The 22,680-nt window shown below is 72.3% G+C and carries 23 protein-coding genes; 11 read left to right on the top strand and 12 right to left on the bottom strand.

Annotation, left to right across the window (positions count from 1 at the left end; all coding sequences use genetic code 11):
- Positions 1 to 227: 227 nt before the first annotated feature.
- Both OG514_RS35480 and OG514_RS35475 read left to right on the top strand, forming a co-directional pair.
- Positions 228 to 620 carry an STAS domain-containing protein gene (locus OG514_RS35480; protein WP_266901836.1) on the top strand — a complete coding sequence of 131 codons (393 nt, stop codon included), beginning with the start codon at positions 228 to 230 and terminating at the stop codon, positions 618 to 620.
- 34 nt (positions 621 to 654) lie between these two features.
- Positions 655 to 1,260, top strand: a complete 606-nt coding sequence (locus OG514_RS35475) for an ATP-binding protein (protein ID WP_266901834.1) — start codon at positions 655 to 657, stop codon at positions 1,258 to 1,260.
- A 42-nt stretch (positions 1,261 to 1,302) separates the two neighbouring features.
- Here OG514_RS35475 and OG514_RS35470 read toward each other — a convergent pair whose 3' ends face one another.
- Positions 1,303 to 2,127 (bottom strand): SigB/SigF/SigG family RNA polymerase sigma factor, encoded by an 825-nt coding sequence (locus OG514_RS35470; protein WP_266902303.1) that lies wholly within the window; start codon positions 2,125 to 2,127, stop codon positions 1,303 to 1,305.
- Between the two features lie 246 nt (positions 2,128 to 2,373).
- Here OG514_RS35470 and OG514_RS35465 point away from each other — a divergent pair, with 246 nt between their 5' ends.
- Positions 2,374 to 2,868, top strand: coding sequence for an ATP-binding protein (locus OG514_RS35465; RefSeq protein ID WP_323181679.1), 495 nt, complete (start codon positions 2,374 to 2,376; stop codon positions 2,866 to 2,868).
- On the opposite strand, the gene OG514_RS35460 is transcribed toward OG514_RS35465, so the two are convergent.
- The gene (locus tag OG514_RS35460) at positions 2,862 to 3,311 is read right to left on the bottom strand and encodes an STAS domain-containing protein (protein ID WP_266901830.1); all 450 of its coding nucleotides are present in this window, start codon (positions 3,309 to 3,311) and stop codon (positions 2,862 to 2,864) included. The genes OG514_RS35465 and OG514_RS35460 overlap by 7 nt on opposite strands.
- A 136-nt stretch (positions 3,312 to 3,447) precedes the next feature.
- Between OG514_RS35460 and OG514_RS35455 the strand changes: the two genes are divergently transcribed.
- Together OG514_RS35455 and OG514_RS35450 are read left to right on the top strand one after the other, a co-directional pair.
- On the top strand, positions 3,448 to 3,813 hold the full coding sequence (locus OG514_RS35455) for a winged helix-turn-helix domain-containing protein (protein ID WP_266901828.1): 366 nt from the start codon (positions 3,448 to 3,450) through the stop codon (positions 3,811 to 3,813).
- Complete coding sequence (locus OG514_RS35450; protein WP_266901826.1) at positions 3,814 to 3,942, top strand: hypothetical protein; 129 nt, start codon at positions 3,814 to 3,816, stop codon at positions 3,940 to 3,942.
- A 41-nt stretch (positions 3,943 to 3,983) separates the two neighbouring features.
- Here the strand turns inward: OG514_RS35450 and OG514_RS35445 are convergent, their stop codons facing one another.
- The 3 genes from OG514_RS35445 to OG514_RS35435 all read right to left on the bottom strand — a co-directional run bounded on the left by OG514_RS35445 (position 3,984) and on the right by OG514_RS35435 (position 6,762).
- Positions 3,984 to 4,478 carry a hypothetical protein gene (locus OG514_RS35445; protein ID WP_266901824.1) on the bottom strand — a complete coding sequence of 165 codons (495 nt, stop codon included), beginning with the start codon at positions 4,476 to 4,478 and terminating at the stop codon, positions 3,984 to 3,986.
- Positions 4,475 to 5,917, bottom strand: a complete 1,443-nt coding sequence (locus tag OG514_RS35440; RefSeq protein ID WP_266902301.1) for a HAMP domain-containing sensor histidine kinase — start codon at positions 5,915 to 5,917, stop codon at positions 4,475 to 4,477. Before OG514_RS35440 ends, OG514_RS35445 begins: the two co-directional genes overlap by 4 nt.
- A 149-nt stretch (positions 5,918 to 6,066) precedes the next feature.
- Positions 6,067 to 6,762, bottom strand: a complete 696-nt coding sequence (locus OG514_RS35435; RefSeq protein ID WP_266901822.1) for a response regulator transcription factor — start codon at positions 6,760 to 6,762, stop codon at positions 6,067 to 6,069.
- 133 nt (positions 6,763 to 6,895) lie between these two features.
- Between OG514_RS35435 and OG514_RS35430 the strand changes: the two genes are divergently transcribed.
- Genes OG514_RS35430 through OG514_RS35415 form a run of 4 tightly spaced genes read left to right on the top strand, consistent with a single transcriptional unit; the run spans position 6,896 to position 10,660 of the window.
- On the top strand, positions 6,896 to 7,561 hold the full coding sequence (locus tag OG514_RS35430) for a hypothetical protein (protein ID WP_266901820.1): 666 nt from the start codon (positions 6,896 to 6,898) through the stop codon (positions 7,559 to 7,561).
- Positions 7,558 to 8,655 (top strand): peptidoglycan-binding protein, encoded by a 1,098-nt coding sequence (locus OG514_RS35425; protein ID WP_266901818.1) that lies wholly within the window; start codon positions 7,558 to 7,560, stop codon positions 8,653 to 8,655. Before OG514_RS35430 ends, OG514_RS35425 begins: the two co-directional genes overlap by 4 nt.
- Entirely contained in the window at positions 8,652 to 9,434 is a 783-nt protein-coding gene (locus OG514_RS35420; protein WP_266901816.1) for an ABC transporter ATP-binding protein, read from the top strand. Before OG514_RS35425 ends, OG514_RS35420 begins: the two co-directional genes overlap by 4 nt.
- Before the next feature lie 32 nt (positions 9,435 to 9,466).
- The gene (locus OG514_RS35415) at positions 9,467 to 10,660 is read left to right on the top strand and encodes an ABC transporter permease (protein WP_266902299.1); all 1,194 of its coding nucleotides are present in this window, start codon (positions 9,467 to 9,469) and stop codon (positions 10,658 to 10,660) included.
- Here OG514_RS35415 and OG514_RS35410 read toward each other — a convergent pair.
- The 5 genes from OG514_RS35410 to OG514_RS35390 form a co-directional block, all read right to left on the bottom strand.
- Positions 10,647 to 11,006 carry a MazG-like family protein gene (locus OG514_RS35410; protein WP_266901814.1) on the bottom strand — a complete coding sequence of 120 codons (360 nt, stop codon included), beginning with the start codon at positions 11,004 to 11,006 and terminating at the stop codon, positions 10,647 to 10,649. The two genes, OG514_RS35415 and OG514_RS35410, sit on opposite strands and share 14 nt — an antisense overlap.
- A 174-nt stretch (positions 11,007 to 11,180) precedes the next feature.
- Positions 11,181 to 12,626 (bottom strand): DEAD/DEAH box helicase, encoded by a 1,446-nt coding sequence (locus OG514_RS35405; RefSeq protein WP_266901812.1) that lies wholly within the window; start codon positions 12,624 to 12,626, stop codon positions 11,181 to 11,183.
- A 234-nt stretch (positions 12,627 to 12,860) separates the two neighbouring features.
- A complete protein-coding gene (locus OG514_RS35400) occupies positions 12,861 to 13,064 on the bottom strand; it encodes a cold-shock protein (RefSeq protein WP_030218719.1) in 204 nt (67 codons plus the stop codon).
- A 124-nt stretch (positions 13,065 to 13,188) separates the two neighbouring features.
- Positions 13,189 to 14,085: a DUF817 domain-containing protein gene (locus tag OG514_RS35395; RefSeq protein WP_266901801.1), complete on the bottom strand. Its 897-nt coding sequence runs from the start codon at positions 14,083 to 14,085 to the stop codon at positions 13,189 to 13,191.
- A gap of 148 nt (positions 14,086 to 14,233) precedes the next feature.
- Complete coding sequence (locus OG514_RS35390) at positions 14,234 to 15,679, bottom strand: glyceraldehyde-3-phosphate dehydrogenase (protein WP_266901799.1); 1,446 nt, start codon at positions 15,677 to 15,679, stop codon at positions 14,234 to 14,236.
- Between the two features lie 137 nt (positions 15,680 to 15,816).
- Here OG514_RS35390 and OG514_RS35385 point away from each other — a divergent pair, with 137 nt between their 5' ends.
- Both OG514_RS35385 and OG514_RS35380 read left to right on the top strand, forming a co-directional pair.
- A complete protein-coding gene (locus OG514_RS35385) occupies positions 15,817 to 18,816 on the top strand; it encodes a BTAD domain-containing putative transcriptional regulator (protein WP_266901797.1) in 3,000 nt (999 codons plus the stop codon).
- 203 nt (positions 18,817 to 19,019) lie between these two features.
- A complete protein-coding gene (locus tag OG514_RS35380) occupies positions 19,020 to 19,562 on the top strand; it encodes a hypothetical protein (RefSeq protein ID WP_266901795.1) in 543 nt (180 codons plus the stop codon).
- A gap of 166 nt (positions 19,563 to 19,728) precedes the next feature.
- On the opposite strand, the gene OG514_RS35375 is transcribed toward OG514_RS35380, so the two are convergent.
- Entirely contained in the window at positions 19,729 to 20,760 is a 1,032-nt protein-coding gene (locus tag OG514_RS35375; RefSeq protein WP_266901793.1) for a serine hydrolase, read from the bottom strand.
- A 120-nt stretch (positions 20,761 to 20,880) separates the two neighbouring features.
- Entirely contained in the window at positions 20,881 to 22,656 is a 1,776-nt protein-coding gene (locus OG514_RS35370) for a VanW family protein (protein ID WP_266901791.1), read from the bottom strand.
- Between the last annotated feature and the right edge of the window lie 24 nt (positions 22,657 to 22,680).

Below are 22,680 nucleotides of genomic sequence, written 5' to 3'. Positions count from 1 at the left end.
CGGTCCGAGGGCCCGCGTGGCGCGGAGGGCCGTACGCCGCGTCTGCCCGGCCTGCCCGGTCACATCCGTACCCCGGCGGCTCTTCGTCGCATCACACGAGAACCCGCACGGCGAACACCACCCGCCCCTCTCCGCCGCCGGACGGCTTCCGCTCGCCGCGCCCGGAGGCCCCGGCGTATCGTCGGCCTCAGCTCGCAATTCTGCGCCGACGGGAACCGGAGTGCCGGATGCCAAGGGATGCGACGGGGACGGGCGACGCCGGGCTTGTCGGCCCCCGCCTGACGGCCGCTGTCCGGTGGAGCGGCGCCACGGCCGTCGTCACGGTGGCGGGGGAGCTCGACCGCGACACCCAGGAGCCGCTGCGCACGGCGCTGACCGAGGCCCTGGGACGGCGCCCCGAGCGGATCGTCGTGGACTGCGAACGGCTGACCTTCTGCGACTCGACCGGGCTCAATCTGCTGCTGACGACGCGACTGGACGCACGGGAAGCGGGCAGCGCGCTGGAGCTCGCCGCGCTGCGCCCGCCCGTCGACCGGGTGTTCGACATCACCGGAGTCGTGGCGGTGTTCACGGTGTACGCCGAGCTGCCCGGGGACCTGAGCGAAGGGAGGCGCTCGTGAGCGCCGCGCGACACCGGGCACGGTGGAGGCGGGGATGAGCGAACCGGTCCGGTCCAGGGGCCAGATCAGACGGCTCGTCCTGCGGAGCCCGGAGTCCGTGGTCGCACGGTGCCGTGACTTCTGCCGCGTGGCGCTCACCGACTGGGACTGGCCCGGCCCTCCGGAGGCCACGGGGCTCACCGCGGAGGAGCGGGACCTCGCGATCGAGGACGTACTCCTGGTGGTGTCGGAAGCGGTGACCAACGCCTGCCTCCACGCCGGGGGGCCGACGGAGCTGGTGATCCGGCTCGCTCCCACAGAACCGCGGGGCACCGGAGCGGAGTCCGACGCGGCGCCCGGTCCCGCGGGGGACCTGCGGATCGAGGTGAGCGACCGGAGCAGCCGGATTCCCGGTTTCCGGCCCCGGGGCGCGCCGGGACAGCCGGGTGGCAACGGCCTGATCGTGATCGACCGTCTCGCGCGCGCGTGGGGATCCGTGCCCGGGGAAGACGGCAAGTCCTTCTGGATGGAGGTGGCGACACCGGTCCCGGCGGCGACTCGACGGACCGCTGCCCCCAGGGCGGCGGGCCGCGGCGCGTCAGGGCCGCGGCGGGGCGACTCCCCGGCGCCTGGTTCCCTCGGCGGACCCCACGGCCGGTGACGCGGGAACGGCACCGTAGCGGTCGACTGCTCCCCGGTCCGCTCATATCGCGACCGCAGGTGTCTTCGGTGGGTCATCCGCCATCAAGCCCGTACGCAGACCGCCCAGGATGCGACTGAGGAGTCGGGACACGTGCATCTGCGAGAGGCCGAGCCGCTCGCCTATCTCCGCCTGGGTCAGCTCGTCGCCGAACCGCAGCGCCAGGATCGTCCGGTCGCGCGCGGAGAGGGCGGCGACGAGCGGCTTGAGCGCTTCCAGGTTCTCGATCTTCTCGAAGGAGTCGTCGTCGGTGCCGAGGCGGCGCGCGAGCATCCCCGGCCCGCCGTCCTCGTCGTCCACGGGAACGTCGAGCGAGCGGCTGGTGAACCCGTTCGCGGCGATCCGCCCCTCGCGCAGTTCGGCCTCGGTGATGTGGAGGTGGGCACTGAGCTCCGCGGCCGTCGGCGGGCGGCCCAGCTCCTGTTCGAGGGCGTCGCCGGCCTTCGCGAGGTCCAGGCGCAGCTCCTGCAGACGGCGCGGTACGTGGACGCTCCAGCTGGTGTCCCGCAGATGCCGCCGTATCTCGCCGAGCACGGTCGGCAGGGCGAAGGACATGAACTCGTTGCCCCGGTCGGGGTCGAAGCGGTTGATCGCCTTGATCAGGCCGACCGTGCCGACCTGGACGATGTCCTCCCAGGACTCGCCGGAACGGCGGAACCGGGTCGCCGCGTACTTGACGAGGCTGAGGTTCAGTTCGACCAGGGTGTTGCGTACGTACGAGTACGAGGCCGTGCCCTCGCCAAGGGACCGCAGCCGGGTGAACAGGGCCGCCGAGAGGGTGCGGGCGTCCGCGGTGCTCACCGCCAGGGGATCCGCGATCTCCGCCATGTCCGCGATCTCCGGGAGTCCGGGCGGCCCCCCGAGGGGATCGTCGCGGACGGACCGGCTGCTCCGGACGGTGGTGCCGTTGTTCGACATGAAGGCTCCTCGTGAGAGGTCCCTCTGGCCTCATGCCCGCTCCCGCGTCCCACGGGCCGCGTGGGTGCCGGAGGGGGAGAGGCGGGGGAATGCGAACGGATTGTCGGGGCAGGGGCTTGGTGAGGGACGAGAGCAGAGGGTGGGGACGAGAAGAGGGTGGGTCGAGGAGACGGTGGGGGCGAGAAGTGGGTGGGACGGAGCGGAGACGGGGTGGGAAGAACAGTGGCCGCAGGGCATCGCACGCAGGACAGGAACCGCCGGCCCTTCGTTCCGCATGACGCCGCCGAGGCGCGCGCCCAGGTGGCGGAAGCGCTCCGGGCGGCCGCGACGGGGAACGGGAGCCCGCCGTCCACCACCGCCGTCGGGGACGCGCTGCTCGTGACGTCCGAGCTGGTGACCAACGCGCTGCGGCACGGGGGCGGGCTCACCGGCTTCGGCGTGGACCTCGACCCGGGCGCGGTGACGATCACCGTCGCGGACGCGAGCGGCGAGCTGCCGCACCTCACGGACGCCCACGGGAGGGAGCGTGCCACCGGCCTGGCGGAGGGCGGCTTCGGCTGGCCCCTGATCAAGCTGCTCGCACAGGAGATCAGGCTGAGTCTGCCGCCGGAGGGCGGCAAGACGATCGAGGTGCGGCTGCCCCTTCACTGACCCGCGCCCCTTCGACCCGCGCCCCTTCGCCGCCCTTGGCCCGCCTGCCGCGGAGCGATCGGCGGTGCGAAGAGTGCCCCCGTGCCGGTCAGCTGGAGCAGGCGGCTCATCCGCGGGCTCACGGGTCCCAGGGCCAGCGGGCAGCGCCCGCCCTTCAGATGCCCGTGTCGAGCCGCCACGAAGGCGCGCAGACCGACGCAGTCGCAGAAGGTGACGGCCGCCAGGTCGAGCGTGACGCCTTCCGGGTGCGCACGCAGCGCAGCCTCAAGGTCCTGGTACAGGTCGGGGGCGGTGACATGGTCGATCTCACCGCTGACGACGACACTGCCGCCCGGTGTGACCTCCACGGTCATCTGCGCGTCAGGCCCGGTCGGGGGCCGCCCGGGGGTGGTGTCGCCGAGGGGCGTCCGGAGATCGGTGGAGCGGTCTGGAAGGGGATGCATGGTGTGCTCCCAAGGGGCCGGCCAAACCCGGTCTTTCCGTTCCCTATGGTCCCCTTTGCTCGCATATGCGTCAAGAATCACATGAGAAAAATTTCCGGTCTTGCGACTCATGAGTGAATCGCCACATAATGGGTGCATGGGTGACAGTTCAGGCGATCGTCAGTCGTGGACCTTCCTGACGAACCACGCCCGAGTGCTGGTGGTGATCGCCCGAGATGCCGATGTACGTCTGCGCGACGTCGCCGTCGCATGCGGGGTGACCGAGCGGACGGTGCAGGCGATCGTCGCCGATCTGGAGGCCGCCGGGTACCTCACGCACACACGCGAGGGGCGGCGCAACCGCTACCGCCTGGCCTCCGGCATGCGCTTCCGACATCCGCTGGAGGGCGACTACGAGATCACCGGCCTGCTGGATCTCCTGAAGGCCGACCCCCGCGACGGCGGTCCGGTGTCCCCTGTCGAGGCGGGCGATGTGGGCCCTCTGTCCCGCGCGGACAGCTAGATGCTGCCCGGCGACCCGGACATCCGGATGTGGGGGGCCTTGAGCGGCTGGGTCCTGCTCCTCGTCGGCTTCGCCGTCATGACGGTGGGCCAGTTCTCGCGTGGCGAGCGGAGGCGCCGCACTCCGTGAAGCGGTAGGACACGACGCACCTGCCGCCGGCTCGGTCCGCGCTACCCGTTGAGGAACTCGGCGCACCGGTACGGGCCGAGGTCCGGGCCCTCCGGCTGGTGGAGCGTGACCTTCACGTCGTCGGCCCTGACCTTCGGGTCGAGCACGGACTGCGCGCGGGCCAGGGTGCACACCAGCTGCCCCGTGCCCTGGTCGCGGCCCGTCGCCGCGTACGGGTCCTCCAGGTGCACCGTGACCCGGTCGCCCTCGCCCGTCACCCTGTAGCCGCCGAGCTGGACCAGGTTGGTGAGGCCGTCGCGCTGTTCGGCCGGGGGAGGGCCGCCGGCGAGCAGTTTCACCACCGCGTTGAGGCTCTCGACCTTCCTGTCGAGCACCGGCACACCCCGCAGTCCGCTGTCCGACGCGAAGTACAGCCGGACTCCCCGCGTCAGCCCGGTCGCCGGCTCGCCCGCCCCTATCACCCCCGTCGGCTGCACACCGCACCCCACCAGGGCGATCCCGAGGACGCAGAGCAGCGCTCCCGCTCGACCCTTCACTCCGCTCCCTCTTCCGTACGCCGCAGGGGCAGCCGCAGGGTGAACACGGCACCGCCCTCAGGTCCTTCCGCGACGTCGATCGTGCCGCCGTGCAGCCGCGCGTTCTCCAGGGCGATCGCGGTGCCGAGGCCGCTGCCCTGCCCGGTGGTGTCGGCCGCACTCCGCGTGCGGGCCGTGTCCGCCTTGTAGAACCGGTCGAAGACCCGCTCCCGGGCCTCTGCCGGCAGCCCCGGGCCGTGGTCGGAGACCTCCACCGTCACCCACTCCCCGTCCGCTGCCGTGGTCGTGCCGAGGGTCACGGTGACCGGCGGGGCTCCGTGCCGCAGTGCGTTGCCCACCAGGTTGGCCACGATCACATCGACGCGGCGCCGGTCGACCACCGCCCGTACGCCTTCGTCTAGGTGGACCCCCACCCGGTCCGTCCAACCGCGCACCGCGAGCGACGCCCGTACCGTATCGGCGAGATCCGTCTCCGCCGCGTTCAGCCGGACCGCGTTCGCGTCGAAGCGGGAGATCTCCATCAGGTCCTCGACGAGCCGCGAGAGCCGTGCCGTCTCCGCGCCCACGGTGCGGGCCGCCCGCGCCGCGTCCGGCGGCAGCTGATCGGCGTCCTCTTCCAGGACGGTCGCGACCATCGTCATCGCCGCCAGCGGTGTGCGCAGTTCGTGCGACACGTCCGCCACGAAGCGGCGCGCCTTCGCCTCCTGCTCGCGCAGCCGCGCGTCGGAGGCCTGAAGGGCGTCCGCCGTCTCGTTGAACGTCCGTGCCAGGTCGGCCAGCTCGTCGTGCCCCGTGACCGCGACCCTGCTGCCGAGATCGCCCTCCGCGAGCCCGCGCGTGGCCCGGCCCAGCTTCCGCACGGGACGGAGGACCGTTCCGGCGGCCAGCAACGCCAGGACGGCCGCCAGCACCACCACCGGCAGGATGCCCGCCCGCACCGAGTCCAGCAGGGCGGCGGCGTCGTCGCGTTCGGCCCGCAGATCGGTGATCACGAAGACTTCCAATCCGGAGAAACGGCGGTCCCCGTCCGCGTACGTCACGGGCATGCCGACCACCAGATACGGCTCGCCCCGCCACATCACCCGCTGGAACCGGGTCCCGTCCCCGGCCCGCACGGCGGTGCGCAGCTCGACGGTGATTCTGCCGTCCGTGTCGGCGAGCGCATCGGACACCGCGGCGAGGTCGTGGTAGCGGGCGACCACGATGCGGGCGCCGAGGCCGTCCGAGACCTTCGACGCGAACCGGGAGAGCGACCGCTGGTCGGGCGGCAGGTCGAAGTCGGCGGCGACCGCGGTGACCCGCGTCCGCACGTCGTTCACGGCGGCGTCCTGGGCGCGCCGCAGGACGGCGGTGCGCGCGTCCCGGTAGGCGAGCGCGGTCGCGGTGACCGCGCTGATGAGCGCGACGACGACGAACGTCACGACGAGCCGGGTCCGCAGCCCGCCGACGAGCCGCCGGGAGCGCCGCTTCGGGGGCGCGCCACGCCCGCCGGGGCCATTGCCCTTGCCATTGCCGGGGCCGGAATCGGTTCCGGTGCGAGTGCCGGTTCCGGTGCCGGTATCGGTGAGCCCAGCGCCCTTTCCGCGGCTCACAGCGGTCCGAAGCGGTAGCCGAAGCCCCGCACCGTCTGGACGTAGCGCGGCCTCGCCGGTACGTCCTCCAGCTTGGCCCGCAGTCGGCCGACCGCGGCGTCCACCAGCCGGGAGTCACCGAGGAACGTGTGGTCCCAGACCGATTCGAGGAGCTGCTCGCGGCTGAACACCCGGCCCGGGGAGGCCGACAGTTCCAGGAGCAGCCGCAGTTCGGTGGGCGGCAGCGGGATCGTGACACCGTACTTGGTGACGGTGAGACCGGCGCGGTCGATCACCAGGCCCGCGAGGTCGCCGTCGCCGGTCCGCGACGGCCCGGCCGGTTCCGCCCGCCGCAGGGCCGCCCGGATGCGGGCTTCCAGGACGGGCGCGGTGACCGGCTTCACCACGTAGTCGTCGGCGCCCGCCTCCAGGCCCGTCACGATGTCGTGGTCGTCCCCACGCGCGGTCAGCATGATCACCGGAAGCGTGGTCGTACGGGCGCGGATGCGGCGGCACACCTCGAAGCCGTTCATCCCCGGCAGCATCAGGTCGAGGACGGCCAGCTCGACCTGGCCGCCGCCCGGGGCGTCGAGCAGCGCGAGCGCCTCCTCACCGGTGGCCGCCGTGTCGACGTCGTACCCGTGCCGGCGCAGCACGAGCTCCATTCCGTCCCGTACGGACGCGTCGTCCTCGATCAGCAGTACATGCGGCATACGGTCGATTATGGGTGCCGCGAGCGCCGCTCCGTCCTCCCGGCAGGGGTCGATGCGCAGGTCGGGGGCATTGTTACGTTCTCATCATGTCGCCATGGAATCGCCATCACGTGGCCTGACGAGGGTGGTGGTCATGAGCCCGAAGACACCTTCCCGTGCCACCTCCCGTGCCACTGCCCGGCTGCGCCTCACCGCCCTCGCCGCGCTCCCCGTCCTCGTCCTCTCCGCGGCCTGCGGCAGCGGTGACGACAGCGCCCGTGGAACCCAGAAGAACGACGACATCGCCTCCGTGCCGGAGACCACCACCGCCTCGCCGTCCGCCGACGACGCCGGCACCCCCAGCACCCGGCCCGCCGGGAAGAGCGCCTTCTACGACGCCCAGCTGGCCTACGTCCGGTGCATGCGCGTCAAGGGCGGCTACAAGGACTTCCCGGACCCCAAGCTCAGCGGTCACCTCGACTGGGGGAAGGTCGAGGAGATCTCCTCCCGGCCCGGCCAGATGGAGGCCGCCAAGGGTGGCAAGAACGGTGTCTGCGTCGACGAACTCCAGAAGGCCATGCTGGCCGAGCCCAAGCGGGACCAGCAGAAGGACTACGAGTCGATGCTCGCGCACGCCAAGTGCATGCGCGACAACGGCGTCTCCCGGTTCACCAACCCGACCATGAGCGGCGGCAACGCCCAGCCGGGCGGCGACCCGAACCCCGCCTCCCCGACCATCGACGGCGACTCGCCGGCGTACAAGCAGGCTCGCGAGGCGTGCAAGACGAAGCTGCTCGACGGTCTGGACGGCATGCAGTGAAGCGCCGCACCGCCCTCCGCGTGCTCGGCGCGGTGACGGCCGCCGCCGTCACCGGGGGAGTCGTGTTCATCGCCGATGTCGACATCCTCGGCGACGGCCGGGGCGACGGCGCCGCGTCCGGGAAGGGCGGCGATCTGCCGCCCGCCACCGCGATCGTCGTACGCACCGACCTCGTCCAGTCCAAGACCGTCGACGGCCGGCTCGACTTCGCCCAGCGCCGCCCCGTCAAGTCCGCCGTCGACGGTACCGTCACCGTGGCAGCCTCCGAAGGCAGAACGCTCACCATGGGGCAGGCGCTGTACGAGCTGAACGACAAGCCCGTCACCCTGCTCTACGGGCCCGTCCCGATGTTCCGCGAGATGAAGTCGGGCGACCGGGGCAGCGACGTACTCCAACTGGAGCGCAACCTGCGCGACTTGGGGTACGGCACCGGGCTCTACGTCGACACGCGGTACGACAGGGACACCGAGACCGCCGTCAAGCAGTGGCAGAAGTCCCTGAACCGCGAGCCCACCGGCAAGGTCGGCAGGGGAGACGTCGTCTTCCAGCCCGCCCAGGTCAAGGTCGTCTCCGTCGACGCCGCGCTCGCCGACCAGGTCGGCCCCGGCGAACCCGTCCTGACGATCGCCTCCACCAAGCCCGTCGTCCGGGCCCACCTGGACCAGACCGACGGCGCGCTCACGGCGTCCGGCACCAAGGTGGAGGTCACCCTGCCCAGTGGGAAGACCGTGGCCGGGCGCGTCGCCGGAACCGTACGCCCCGAGGAGACCGGCTCCGGGGACGGCGCGGGCGCGCAGGAAGGCATCGTCGTCGAGGTCGTCCTCGACAGCGGGGCGCGCGCCGCGTCCGGCGAGGACTCCAGGGCGCCGGCCAGCGTGAAGTTCGTCAGCGAGGCCCGCAAGGGAGTCCTCGCGGTCCCCGTCGAGGCGGTCCTCGCCCTCCGCGGCGAGAACGGCGGCTACGGCCTCCAGATCGTCCAGGGCACCACCACGAGGACGATACGGGTGGAGACGGGCATGACCGCCGACGGCCGGATCGAGGTCAGCGGCCCGGACGTGAAGGAAGGCCTGAAGGTCGGAATGGCGGCCTCATGACTCCGGCCGCCGTCAGGGCACTCCAGCCCCCGGTCCCCGTCGTGGAGCTGAGGGACGCCACCAAGTCGTACCCCGGTGGAGTCCACGCCCTGCGCGGAGTGAACCTGACCGTCGGCGAGGGTGAACTGCTCGCCGTCGTCGGGCCCTCGGGCTCCGGCAAGTCCACGATGCTCCACGTCATGGGCACCCTCGACAAGCCCACCAGCGGCACCGTCCGGATCGCCGGGTACGACGTGTCCGCCCTCTCCGACAACCGGCTCTCCGCACTGCGCGCCCGCCACATCGGCTTCGTCTTCCAGCACTTCCACCTGGCGGCGGGGCGCGACGCCGTCGACAACGTCGCCGACGGGCTGCTGTACGCGGGCGTGCCGCTGCGGGAACGCCGGGCGCGGGCGCGGGACGCGCTCGACCGGGTCCGCCTCGACCACCGCCACGCGCACACGCCGAACGAGCTGTCCGGCGGCGAGAAGCAGCGCGTGGCCATCGCCCGCGCCCTGGTGGGCGAGCCCCGGCTGCTGCTCGCCGACGAGCCGACCGGCGCCCTCGACACCGCCTCGGGGGAGATCGTCATGGAGCTGCTGCACGAGCTGAACGCCTCCGGCACCACCATCTGTGTGATCACCCACGACAACGAGATCGCGGACTCGCTGCCGCGTCGGGTCCGCTTCAAGGACGGCGAGATCGTCTCGGACGAACGCGCCGCCCGGCCGGGGGACGCGCGCGGTGCTCTTCCCGGACACGCCCGCGGCGCCCTTCCCGGAGAAGGAGCCTCGCTTTGAACGGCACTCTCGAATGGAACGGCACCGTCCCATTGAACGGCACCCTCAAACCCTCCCGTCTCTCCGCCCGAGACATCTTCCGGGTCGGCGCGGTCGGTCTTCGCGCGCGTCGCGCGCGCGTGGTGCTGTCCGCGCTCGGCATCGCCATCGGCATCGCGACCATGGTCGCGGTCGTCGGCCTGTCCGAGTCCAGCCGCGCGGACCTGATGGCCCGGCTCGATCGGCTCGGCACCAATCTCCTCACCGCCGAGGCGGGTGAGGACGCCCTGGGAAAGAAGGTCGAACTCCCCAAGAACGCGGTCGCGATGGTCGAGCGCATCGGCCCCGTCCAGCACGCCACCGGCACCGGTGACGTCGACGCCCGGATCCGCCGCAGCGACCTGGTTCCCGAGGAACGCACGGCGGGCGTCACCACCCAGGCCGTCCGCATCGACCTCCTTGCCGCGCTCGGCGGCGAGGTCGACAAGGGCGCCTGGCTGGACCCGGCCGGCGAACGGCTGCCGGTCACGGTCCTCGGAGCGGTGGCCGCCGACCGCCTCGGCGTCACCGGCACCGGCGAGACGATCATGATGAACGACACCCGGGTGGTCGTCGTCGGCATCCTCAAACCCATCGAACTCGTCCCGAACCTCGACCGGGTCGCGATGGTCGGATTCCCCGCCGCCGAGCGCCACTTCGGCTTCGACGGTCACCCGACGACCGTCTTCGAGCGCTCCACGGACGCCTCGGTGGAGGACGTACGGGCGATCCTGGCCCGCACGATCAGCCCCGGCGGCGAGGCGGGCGTCAAGGTGTCCCGGCCGTCGGACGCGCTGGCCGCCAAGGCCGCCACCGACAAGGGCCTGACGACCCTGATGCTGGGCCTGGGCGCCGTGGCCCTCCTGGTCGGCGGAGTCGGGGTCGCCAACACCATGGTCATCTCCGTACTGGAGCGCCGTCAGGAGATCGGCCTGCGCCGCTCCCTCGGTGCGACCCGCAATGCGATCCGGCTCCAGTTCCTCACCGAGTCACTGCTGTTGTCGGCGCTCGGTGGGGCGGCCGGCGCGCTCCTCGGCGCGGCGGCGACGTACGGATTCGCGCGGTTCCAGGGCTGGACGGCGGTCGTCCCGCCCTGGTCCCTCGCCGGCGGCCTGGCGGCCACCCTCCTGATCGGGGTGATCGCCGGTCTCTACCCGGCGGTCCGGGCCTCCCGCCTCCATCCGACGGTGGCGCTCAACGCGACGTGACCACCGGGTCGCCGTCGCGCGGGAGGAACTTCGCCGACTTCCGGGCGAGTACGGCCGCGAAGAACTCGGGTGCGTCGTCGGGGCGCATCCGGGCCAGGGCGACCATGCCGGTGATCACCGTGTCCACCACTTCCTCCTGCACCTGCTCCCAGTCGTGGCTGCGACCCTTGCGCGGATTCGACGCCCGGGCCCCGATGACGGCCTGTGCGGCCTCACCCACCTCCTCGGAGAGCTTGAGCACCTGCAGCGTCCACTGCTCCTCCGACGCGAGACCCCGCTCCGCGTCGAACTCCGCGAAGCGCGTGGCGAGCGAACGGATCGTGTTCCACGGGTCGTCGTCCCTCACGAGGTCTCCTCTGGTGTGCCACCGGCGGCGTGGTGGGCCGCGGCGGTAGTGTCGCGCGGGCGGTGGCCGCCCGCCTGGAGGGTGAACAGCGAAGTGGTCAGCGGGGCGCGCCGTGGCGCCGGGACAGCCGACACCGGGCGGCCTCGGCGGCGTCAGCCGTGGGCCCGGCCGGTCTCACTTGCCGCGGCGGATCCGCGCGGCCTGCCTGGCCTCGGCCGTCTTGCGGGCCTCGGCGGCCTTGCGGGACTCGTTCTTGGCGCGGCCGGGGCGGCCCGGGACGGTGCCCATGCCGCGGAAGGCCGCGCCGCCGCGCTTCGTGCCCTCCTGGCTGGGGGCGGCGCCGTCGACGGGTACGCCCGAGGGGGTGCGGGCGCCGGTGAGACGGCTCAGCTCCGCCTCGCCCGACCGGACCTGGGTGACCTGGGCGCGGATGCCCGCGTCAGCCATCAGCCGGGCCACGTCTCGCCGTTCGTCGGAGGTGACCAGGGTGACGACGACTCCGGATTCGCCGGCGCGGGCGGTGCGCCCGCCGCGGTGCAGATAGTCCTTGTGGTCGGCCGGCGGGTCGACGTTGACGACGAGGTCGAGCTCGTCGACGTGGATGCCGCGCGCCGCCACGTTGGTGGCGACGAGGACAGGGACCTCGCCGGACCTGAAGCGGTCCAGGGTGCGGGTCCGCAGCGGCTGGGACTTCCCGCCGTGCAGCGCGGCGGCGCGGACACCGCTGCCGAGGAGGTGCTTGGTGAAGCGGTCGACGGCCGCCTTCGTCGCCAGGAACATGATGACCCGCCCGTCGCGGGCGGCGATCTCGGTGGCGGTGGCGAACTTGTCGGCGCCGTGCACCTGCAGCACGTGGTGGTCCATCGTGGACACCGTGGCGGAGGAGGGGTCGACGGAGTGGACGACCGGGTCGTCGAGGTACCGCTCGACCAGCAGGTCGACGTTGCGGTCGAGCGTGGCGGAGAACAGCATGCGCTGGCCCTCGCCGCCCACCCGGTCGAGCAGCTCGGTGACCTGCGGCATGAAGCCCATGTCGGCCATCTGGTCGGCCTCGTCGAGGACGGTGACGCCCACTCGCTCCAGGCGGCAGTCCTTGCGTTCCACGAGGTCCATGAGCCGGCCCGGAGTGGCGATCACGACCTCGGCCCCGTCGCGCAGCGCCGTGGCCTGCCGGCCGATCGACATGCCGCCGACCACCGTGGCCAGGCGCAGCTTGAGGGCCTGGGCGAAGGGGGCGAGCGCGTCCGTGACCTGCTGGGCCAGCTCGCGGGTGGGGACGAGGACCAGTGCGAGCGGCTTACGGGCCTCGGCGCGGCGTCCCGCGACGCGGACGAGCAGGGGCAGGCCGAAGGCGAGGGTCTTGCCGGATCCGGTGCGTCCGCGTCCCAGGACGTCCCGGCCCGCGAGGGCGTCGGGGAGGGTGGCGGACTGGATCGGGAACGGCTCGTCGACGCCGAGCCGGGTGAGGACGTCGAGGACCTCGGCCGGCAGGTCGAGCTCGGCGAAGGTGGCGGCGGGGGGCAGCGCCGGGGTGCCGGCGGCCGGCGCGGCGAATTCTTCCTTCGCCTGGGTGGCGCGTCGTGCCCTGTCCGTACGGTCTGTGTGGTTCGTGCTGTTCATGGGGACCTTCCTCGAAACGGTGCGCTTCGAGGAATTCGCGAGGGGCCGCGGGGCCCGATGAATTACAGGAACGTACCGAACGCCACAAGCGTGCGGATCCGGCCAAGCCGAGGAGATGAAATCCGGCGTCCGGTCCGTGAAAAAGCCTGGGAATGCTTGAAATATCTGGAAATGCAACGAGCCGGGGCCCTCACCACACGGGTGAGGACACCGGCTGCGTCGGACGAGTCAACGTCAGGCGGGGAGGATGTTCTCCGCCTGGGGGCCCTTCTGGCCCTGCGTGACGTCGAAGGTCACCTTCTGGCCTTCCTGGAGCTCACGGAAGCCAGAGGTGGCGATGTTGGAGTAGTGGGCGAAGACGTCCGGGCCGCCACCCTCCTGCTCGATGAAGCCGAAGCCCTTTTCAGCGTTGAACCACTTCACGGTGCCGTTAGCCATGTCAAATCTCCTTCGGGGCGTAGCCCAGGGGTCCGCACTGTGCGAAACCCGGAGTCGCCGTGATGATTGCCCCGTCCGGAAAACTGCACCGAAAACACAGAAAGTGCCTGACGATGTCGAATCGTCAAAGGCACTTGTAAGTTTCTTTGGGAACCACGACTGCAACTGCTGTCGACTGTACCACGTCCCCTGTGGGCATGCACGAAATTGTCGAATAGGCCGTCGGCGCGTCGGCGGCCGCATTTCCCCGCGGGCCGGCGGCGGGCGTCCTGGCGCGGTGGGCCGTCAGGACGAACGTGACCGTGATCAGCAGGGCCCACGCGCCGAACTTGGCGGGGGACACCGGCTGCCAGCCGTCCAGCTGGTTCGGGTAGCTCCAGGCGCCGACGTACGTGGCCGCGTTCTCCGCGACCCAGAGGAAGAAGCCGATCAGGGCGAACGACAGGGCCAGTGGCATCCGGTGGTCCCGCTCGCCGACCCGGAACCGCACCCAGGTGCCCGCCGTCGCCGCGAGGAGCAGTGCCGCCAGGGCCCAGCGGGCGTCGGGCAGCCAGTGGTGGCTGAAGAAGTTCACGTACACGGCACCGGCGAGGACGGCCGTCACGCGCGGCCGGTAGCCCGTCAGCCGCAGGTCGAGCAGGCGCCAGGCCCGGCAGACGTAACTGCCGAGCGCCGCGTAGAGGAACCCGCCGTACAGCGGCACCCCGCCGACCTTCGTCAACGCCTCCTCCGGGTAACTCCACGAGCCCATCCTCACCTTGACCAACTCGAAGAGCAGGCCGATGACATGGCAGCCGGCGATCACGGCGACGTCCCGGCCGCTGTCCCACCCGACCTTCCACGCCAGGACGGTGAGCCCGATGCCGTACAGCAGCAGCAGGTCGTAGCGGGCGACCGGAAGGTCGGGCAGCAGCGACGAGACCGCGATCCCGCCGACGAGCGCCACGGCGAAGGCGCAGCAGCGCGCCTCCAGCGCCGCGAACCGCAGCAGCTGACGTATCCCGTGCGTGAACGTGTCCATGAGGGGAGGGACGCCCCGGCGACAGCGGTCGGTTCGCGGGGGAGTGAGGGGAGTGGGTGGGTGCGGACAGCGGGGGACGCGGAACGGCGGCGCGCCGCACCCCCGGAGGGAGTGCGGCGCGCCGCCGTGCTGTCGAGCGGAGTGAAGATCAGACCGCCGGAGCCGGGAAGGTCGGGTACTCCACGCCGGAGACGTGCTGGACGACCCGGATGACCTGGCACGAGTAGCCGAACTCGTTGTCGTACCACAGGTAGAGGATCGCGTTGTCGCCGTCGACCTTGGTCGCGCCGGCGTCGACGATCGACGCGTGGCGCGAGCCCACGAAGTCCATCGAGACGGCGTCGGGGGCCGTGGTGAAGTCGATCTGACGCTTCAGCGGCGAGTGCAGCGAGACGTCCCGGAGGTACTCGAGGACCTCGTCGCGGGTGGTCTCGCGGCCCAGGCGCAGGCTCAGGATCGCGATCGAGACGTCCGGGACGGGGACGCGGATCGAGCTGCCCGTGATCGGGGCCTTCAGCTCCGGCAGCGCCTTGGCGACGGCCGAGGCGGCACCGGTCTCGGTGATCACCATGTTGAGCGGCGCGGAACGGCCGCGGCGGTCGGCCTTGTGGTAGTTGTCCAGGAGGTTCTGGTCGTTCGTGAACGAGTGGACCGTCTCCACGTGACCGCGCAGCACGCCGTACTCGTCGTCCATCGCCTTCAGCGGCGGCACGATCGCGTTGGTGGTGCAGGAGGCGCAGGACAGGATCTGCTCGTCCGGCTTGATCGTGTCGTGGTTGACGCCGTGCACGATGTTCGGCACGTCACCCTTGCCGGGCGCGGTCAGGACGACCTTGTCGATGCCGGGGCGCAGGTGCTTCGACAGGCCCTCGCGGTCGCGCCACTTGCCGGTGTTGTCGATCAGGATGGCGTTCTCGATGCCGTACGCCGTGTAGTCGACCTCGGAGGGGTCGTTGGCGTAGATCACCTTGATCGTGTTGCCGTTGGCGACGATCGTGCTGTTCGCCTCGTCGACCGTGATCGTGCCCTGGAACTGACCGTGGATGGAGTCACGGCGCAGCAGCGAGGCGCGCTTCACCAGGTCCTGCTCACCGCCGCCGCGGACGACGATCGCGCGCAGGCGCAGACCGTTGCCCGAACCGGCCTTCTCGATGAGGAGGCGGGCGACGAGGCGGCCGATGCGGCCGAAGCCGTAGAGAACGACGTCACGGCCGTCACGGCGCTCCATCTTGTTCTCGCCCGTGGCCCCGGCGACGGCCTCGGCGGTGAACTCCTCCACCGTGAGACCGCGGTTGTCGGTCTTGTACTCGGCGGCCAGCATGCCGATGTCGATCTGGGACGGGCCGAGATCGAGGGTGGTGAGCGTCTGGAGGAACGGAAGCGTCTCGGTGACCGACAGCTCCTCGCCGGCGATCTGGCGGGCGAACCGGTGGGTCTTCAGGATGCTGACCACCGACTTGTTCACCAGGGAGCGGCTGTGGACCAGGACGGTGATGTCCTGCTCCCGGTGCAGCTTCCCGATGATCGGGATCATCGACTCCGCGATCTCCTCGCGGTTCTTCCAGCTGGTGAACGAGTCGTCATTGACAGTCACAAGTTTATCTTTCGAGCTAGGCGGCGCTCATATGGTAACCCCCGGCCGGTTTGATCAATCAAGGGGTGCCGAACCGTACGATGGGGCCGTCGGGATCCGCCTCCGGTCGGGCGGCCCGCCTACCTTGATGCGGGGGCATGGTGGTGAAGTTCGGGCTGCTCGGATCGCTCGTCGTCCACGACGGGACAGAACTGCGTCCCGTGACCGGACCCAAGGTCCGGGTCCTCCTCGCGGCACTGCTGCTCCAGGCGAACCGAGCGGTGTCCCGGGACGCCCTCAAGGAGGCCCTGTGGGGCGCCTCCGTGCCCGCCAGCGCCGACGCCGCCCTCGCCAACCACCTCACCCGGCTGCGCCGCGTCCTGGCCGCCCTGGACGACGGGACCGACGAGCGGCTGCGCACCGTGGCCCCCGGCTATCAGCTGCTCGTCGACGAGGGCGAGCTCGACGCCGACCTCTTCGAGGCCCGGGTCAGGGCCGTACGGCACGCCCACCGCCGGGAGGACTGGGAGGAGGTCCGGCGCGAGACCGCGCTCGCCATGCCCCTGTGGCGCGGCACGCCCCTCGCCGACCTGGCCCCCTTCGCCGACACCGAGGGGCCCGCGCTCCGCGTCCACCAGCTCGCGGAGGCCCGCCTGCAGGCCCTCGAATGGAGCTTCGACGCAGAGCTCGGGCTCGGGCGGCACCACGAGGCCGTCGCCCCGCTCAGCACGCTGGCGGCCGAGCATCCCCTGCGGGAGGGATTCCACCGGCGGCTCATGCTGGCGCTGTACCGGTCCGGCCGCCAGGCCGAGGCCTTCTCCGTCTACCACCGGCTGCGCCGCAGCCTCGTCGAGGAGCTCGGCACGGAACCGAGCGCCGCCGTCCAGCGGGCCCACCAGGAGGTCCTCGCCGGCGAACCGGCGCCCCACCCGCGCGCCCATACCCGTCTCGCCGCGCCCCGGCCGCCCTTCCAGCTGCCCTGCGAGGGCGACGCCTTCACCGGCAGGGAGGCCGAGGCGGCGGCGATACGAGCGCTGCTCGGCGGGGCGGAGAAGACCGGGACGGGCGCCGGCGAAGGGGAGGGCGCGGGCGGCGGCACCGATGGCGGCACCGCAGGGCGTACCGGCGGCGACGTCGACGGGCGGGACGGCGGCGAGACCGACCGGGCCGACGGCCGCCCCGACGAGCTGCCCGCCCCCGGCGGACCCGCCGCTGCCGCACCCGCCCGCATCAGACCCGTCGTCATCTCCGGCATGGGCGGTGTCGGCAAGACCGCCCTCGCCGTCCACGTGGCCCACCGCCTGCGCGAGGCCTTCCCCGACGGGGCCCTCTACGCCGACCTGCGCGGCTACTGCGTCCACGGCGCCCGCACGGCCCACGAACTGCTCGCCCGCTTCCTCTCGGACCTCGGCGTGCACCACGACTCCCTGCCCGACGACACCGACGACCGCGCCCTGCTCCTCCGCGCGGCGCTCGCCGAGCGCCGTGTCCTGCTGGTCCTCGACAACGCGCGCAACGCCGACCACGTGGCGCCCCTCCTCCCGGCCGGCGGGCCGAGCGCCGCCCTCATCACCAGCCGGCAGCTGCTCGCCGACCTGCCGGGCTCCGTAAGGGTCCCGCTGGCCCCGCTGCCCGCGGCCGACCAGCACGCGCTCCTCGCCAAACTCGCGGGCGCCGATCGGGTACGGCACGAGCCGGAGGCGCTGGCCGACATCATGGCCGCCTGCGGGGGCCTGCCCCTCGCACTGCACATCGTCGGCGGCCGGCTCGCCTCCCGTCCCTCCTGGCCCCTCGCACTCCTGGCGAAACGGCTCACCCCGCACCAGGGCCGCCTGGAGACCCTCACCATGGGCACCTTCGACGTCCAGCGGACCTTCGCCATGAGTTACGTGGCCATGCGCGACAGCGATCAGCCCCTGGAGCGCGAGGCGGCGCGGGCCTTCCGGCTCCTCGGCCGGGCGTGGTCGGGCCACCAGGTCACCCCGCAGTCCACCGCCGCGCTCCTCGACGTCACCGAGCCCCGCGCCGCCGCCGTGCTCGACGTCCTGGCCGACGCCCACCTCGTCCTCAACCCCGAGCCCGACCGGTACGTGCTCCACGACCTCCTCGGCGAGTACGCGTGGCAGCGCGGCGAGGAGGAGGACACGGAGGCCGAGCTCCTCGCCGCCACCCTCCGGCTGCTCTCCTGGTACGTCACGGCCCTCGCGGCGGCGTCGCGCGCCGCAACCCGGGAGACCCAGTCCCCGCCGCCGCTGGAGCGGGAGACCGGGAAACCCCTGTCGCTGCCCGAGTTCGCCGACGACGACGAGGCGATCCGATGGACGGCCAGGGAACTCCCCGCCATCCGGGACGCCCTCACCCTCGCCGGGGAACTGGGCCGCTCCGGCATGGCGTGGCGGCTCGCCGTGGGGCTGTTCGGATACGCCGGTACGCATTGGTGGACGTCGGAATGGGACACCTGTCTCGGACAGGCGATGGACATCGCCCGCGCCCACGACGACACGCTCGGCCAGGCGTGGCTGCACCGGCGGATGGCCGTCGCCCACGGCATGGCCTACCGCAACGAGGCCTGCCTCGCACACCTCCGCATCGCCCTGGAGCTGTTCACCGCGCGCGGTGACGTGCTCGCCCGGGCCTCCATCCTCGGCAACCTGTCGTCCCTCTACTCCCAGATCGAGGACGCCGAGCAGGCACTCGCGTACGCCGAAGCCTCCCGCGACCTCTACCGGGAGGCCGGCAACACCCGCGGCGAGGCGCTCGTGCTCAGCAGGATCGCGGACGCCCGCCAGCTGCTCGGAGACTTCGAGCAGGCGGCCGCGGACATGCTGCGGGTGGTCGAGCTGCTGCGCGCCGACGGCCACTGGCTCTTCCTGGCGACCTCCCTCACCAAGTACGGCGACATCCAGCGCGGTCTCGGTCGCCGCGACGAGGCCTTCGCGGCCCTCGCGGAGGCGCTCGGCATCCGGCACCGGATGGAGGACGCCGGAGGGACGGCCGACTGCCTGGTCTTCACGGCCCGCGCCCACCACCACTTCGGGGAGTGGGACGTCGCCCGCGCGACCTGGGAGACCTGTCTGGAGTTGGCCCGTACGCACAACCTGGCCAAACGGATCGACGAGAGCCTCGAAGGTCTCGCCGCCCTCCCCGACGCGGAGTGAGCCGCGGGGGCCGAGAGGGCCCTGCGGGCGGTGAGGGCCGGGCGGGTGGTGAGGGCCGAGCGAGCCGCGCGGGAACCCCCGGGACGTCCCGGGGACGCATGGGACGGGGGAGGGCGGGAAACCGGCTCTAGGGTTCAGGTCGTCGGCGGTCCAGCCCCCCCCTGTCACCGCCTCAACCCCCCTTACACCTAACGGAGTCAGGCATGCCCCTGTCCGCCCCGTCCCTGCGCCGCCTCGCCGTCGGTGGGGCCCTGGCGTCCGCCCTGCTCGCCGGCCCCGTGCCGACGGCCACGGCCGCCTCGACCGCCGCTCCGGCCGCCGTCTCCGTCACGCCGGAGTGCGCGTCGAGCTGCTTCCTCGCCGTACGGACCGGCGCCCACCCGGACTTCGACCGGGTCGTGGTCGACCTCGGCGGTCCCGGCGTACCCACGGTCCTGGAGACGTGGACCAACACGAGCGGCATCTACACCAACACCGCAGAAGGGGAACCCAGGCGCCTTCCCCTGGAGGGCAAGACCTACCTGAACGTCGAGCTGATGGGGGTCGACAACCGGACGACCTCCGGTCAGGCGTCGTTCACCGGCCCCGCCGTGCAGGAGCTCGCCCTCCCCGCTGTGAAGGGGTACGGCCTCGCCGGCGGGCACGAGGGCTACTTCAGCTTCGGCCTGGCCGTGGGCGACTACAGCAGCTACCGCGTCTTCACCCTCACCAGCCCCAGCCGACTGGTGATCGACGTCTACCACTGAGCCGACGGCGGAGTGTCCCCTACCCCTGATCCCGGCGCAGCCGCTCCCGGATGCCGATCTCGATCGCGCAGAGTCCCTCACCGGAGGGCCACGGGCGCGGGGCCAGGAAGGAGGCGCGGCCAGTCGCGGAGTCGCCGTGGGGAGGCGCGTCGATTTCGTGGGGCGGTCACGGGAACGCGAGGGCCCGGAACACATCCCTGACGCGGGCGAGCGGGCCGGGGTCGCGGGTGAGGTGGAGGCGGTTGGTGAGCAGGACCGCCCAGCGCCCGCGGGACGGTGACACCCACATGCCCGTCCCGGTGAAGCCGAAGTGCGACCAGACGTCGTCCGGGGGCTCCGTGCCCGGCGCCGGATGCCAGAACAGGCCGCGCGGCGGGTCGAGTTCGCCGGTGTGGACGCGCAGCGAGTCGGCCGTCCAGTCGGCGGAGAAGGTACCGGGCACCGGGACGAGGAGGTGGCGCAGGAACCGTCCGACGTCGGCCGTGGTCGTGAAGACCCCCGCGATCCCGCAGGCGCCGCCGAGCAGCCGGGCGGAGAAGTCGTGGACGGTGCCCTTGAGATGCGTTCCGGTCTCCTCGTCGTACTCGGTGGGAGCGCACCGGTCCTTGAGCGCGGCGGGCAGCGGGCCGTACCGGGTCTCCACCAGGGCGAGCGGGGTCCAGACCCGCTCCTCGGCGAGTCGGGGGAGCGGACGGCGGGTGAGGTGCTCGGCGAGATAGCCGAGGATCAGCGCCGCCCGGTCGGTGTACGCGACGGCCTCCCCGGGCCGGTGCCGCAGCTGCTCGGCGAGCACGCCGTCCCGGACGTCCTGCGGGTCGGAGCCGTACAGGTGCCGGAGGTTGGCGCGCAGCGGCAGGCCCGCGGTGTGCGTGAGGAGGTGGTGCGCCGTCGCGCGGGCGAGGGGCCGTGCCGCCGCCTCGGGCCAGTAACTGCCCAGCGGGGCCGCCGGATCGAGCTTCCCGGCGTCGACGAGGGTGCCGATCACCGCCCAGACGGCGAGGATCTTGGTGAGGCTCGCCACGTCGAACAGCGTGTCGTGGCGCATCGGTTCACCGGGCCGTGCCGGGTCGAGCAGGCCGACCGCCCCTTCGGACACCGTCGTACGGGCATCACCCACGGCCCAGACCATGCCGGGGCACACACCCGCGCGGACGGCGTCGCCGAGGAGCCGCTCGAAAGGGTCGCTGCGCTGCACCAAGGCGGGCCTCCGGACGGTTGCGGGCGGCCCTGGCCTGGTGGGCCGTGCTCCGGAGTCATGCCCCGGCCGTGCGGGAAGACACCCTTCCGGGTGTCTGTCTCCCCACCGGCCGCATGCCGGTCACCTCGCGTCCGTCTCCTTGTCGGGATTGTCGACCGGCTTGCAGGTGACCTCGTCGCGCGGGGTGTAGTGGGTCTTGAAGGTCTCCCGCTTGACCTCGGCGCCGCCGTTCTTGAACACCCGGTCCACCGAGATGTCGAAGCCCTCCAGCGGCGGCTGCGGCACACAGGCCTTGCCGGTGCCCTCGGCCTTCTTCGGCTCCGTGAGGTTGGTGCGCTCTCCGGCGACCGCCTCCACCGAGTCGTACTTCTTCGTCCCGAGGAAGCTCACGGTGACGGACGAGTCCGTCGCGCCCGCCTTGATGTAGATCGGCTTCCCGGAGTCGTTGCGGAACTTCAGGTCGAGCTGGCCCCAGGCGACGGTCGCCTCGCGGCCGGCCGGGTATCGCTCGATGTAGAAGGAGTGGGCGCCGTACTCGACGGGCTTCACACCGGCGAAGAACATGGCGTTGAACATGGTGGTGGCCATCGCCGACACACCACCGCCGGGCGCGGAGCGGTACTGGCCGTCGAGGATCATCGTGCCGTCGACGAAGCCGTTGTCCGGGGTGCGCTCGCCGACCGTCTCGTTGAAGCTCCACACCTCGCCGGGCTGCACGATCGAGCCGTTGATGAGCTCGGCGGCCCGGCCGATGTTCGTCGTCCGGTAGGGAGCGCTCGGGAAGTTCACCGTGAACGTCGACATCTGCTCGGTGATCCCGAGCCGCGCGAGGGACTCGGACGTCAGCTCGGGCTGGGTGACCGTCGTGGCCACGGCGGCGGTACGGGCGGCGGTACCCGACTGGGTGAGCAGCGGGCGCACGGCGTCACCGAGGGCCTTCGCGGTCACCTCGTGCCCTGGCCTGCCCTCCGACTCCACGACGGCCTTGCCGTCCCGTACGCCGAGGGTCGCCTCGACGGGCGCGCCCGTCAGGGAGGAGATCGGGTCCGCCACGTCCGGGTCGCGCAGCAGCGCCTCGGCGTCGAGGGCGGCGGTCAGCCGGCCGTTCTCGTTCTTCACGGCGAGGTGATCGCCGAGGGTCGCGGCGGAGATCCGGAGCCGGTCCTGGCCCGCGGTGAGCGTCACCGGGCCGGAGACGGCGGGCTTCGCGTACGTGTCGAGGAAGCGGGTCACCTCGGCCGCGGACAGCTTCGGCTCGGTCAGGGCGACGGGAAGGGTGACGGGCGCGGCGCCGGTGGTGGCGGGGTAGGCGGCGCGCAGCGTCTCGACCGCCTTCCCGGCGTCCAGCTTCTGCCCGGTCACGGGCCGGGTCGCGACGGCCTTGCCCTCGCGGAAGGCCACGGACCCCTCGCGCACCGTGCGGTCGTTCTTCTTGGCCAGCTCGGCCACGGCGGCGTTCGCCTTGTCCGTGTCGTACGCGAAGACCGGGTCGATCTCGCGCTCGCCGGACGAGAAGAGTCGCCCGATGACGGTGAACGGGTCGCGGGAGGGATCGGCCGCGCGCTCGGCGGTCTTCGCCAGGTCCACGGTGAGGCCGGCGGACGCCGGCGCCACGGTCGAGGCGCGGTCGCCGACGCGCACGGGTATCGGCGCGCTCCACGCGGCCGGGGCCTCGGCCGCCAGCTCGGCCTCGGCGTCGGCACGGCTCATGCCGCCGATGTCCACGCCGCCGACGCGGGTGCCGGCGGATATGTCGTCGCCGGTGGCGACGAGTCCCGCCACGTACAGCCCGCCCGCGGCGACGGCGACCACACCCGTCGCGATCGCCGCTGTCCGGAGACGCGGGCGGCGCCCCTCGCGGGGCGTCGGGGCATGGTCGGTCGTGGAGCGGGGCACACGCTCTCCCGTGGCGTCGAGGAT

Source organism: Streptomyces sp. NBC_00572 (assembly GCF_026341815.1).
Taxonomy (GTDB): domain Bacteria; phylum Actinomycetota; class Actinomycetes; order Streptomycetales; family Streptomycetaceae; genus Streptomyces.
The sequence above is the reverse complement of the archived record's forward strand: the minus strand, read 5'-3'. Positions and strand labels throughout refer to the sequence as shown.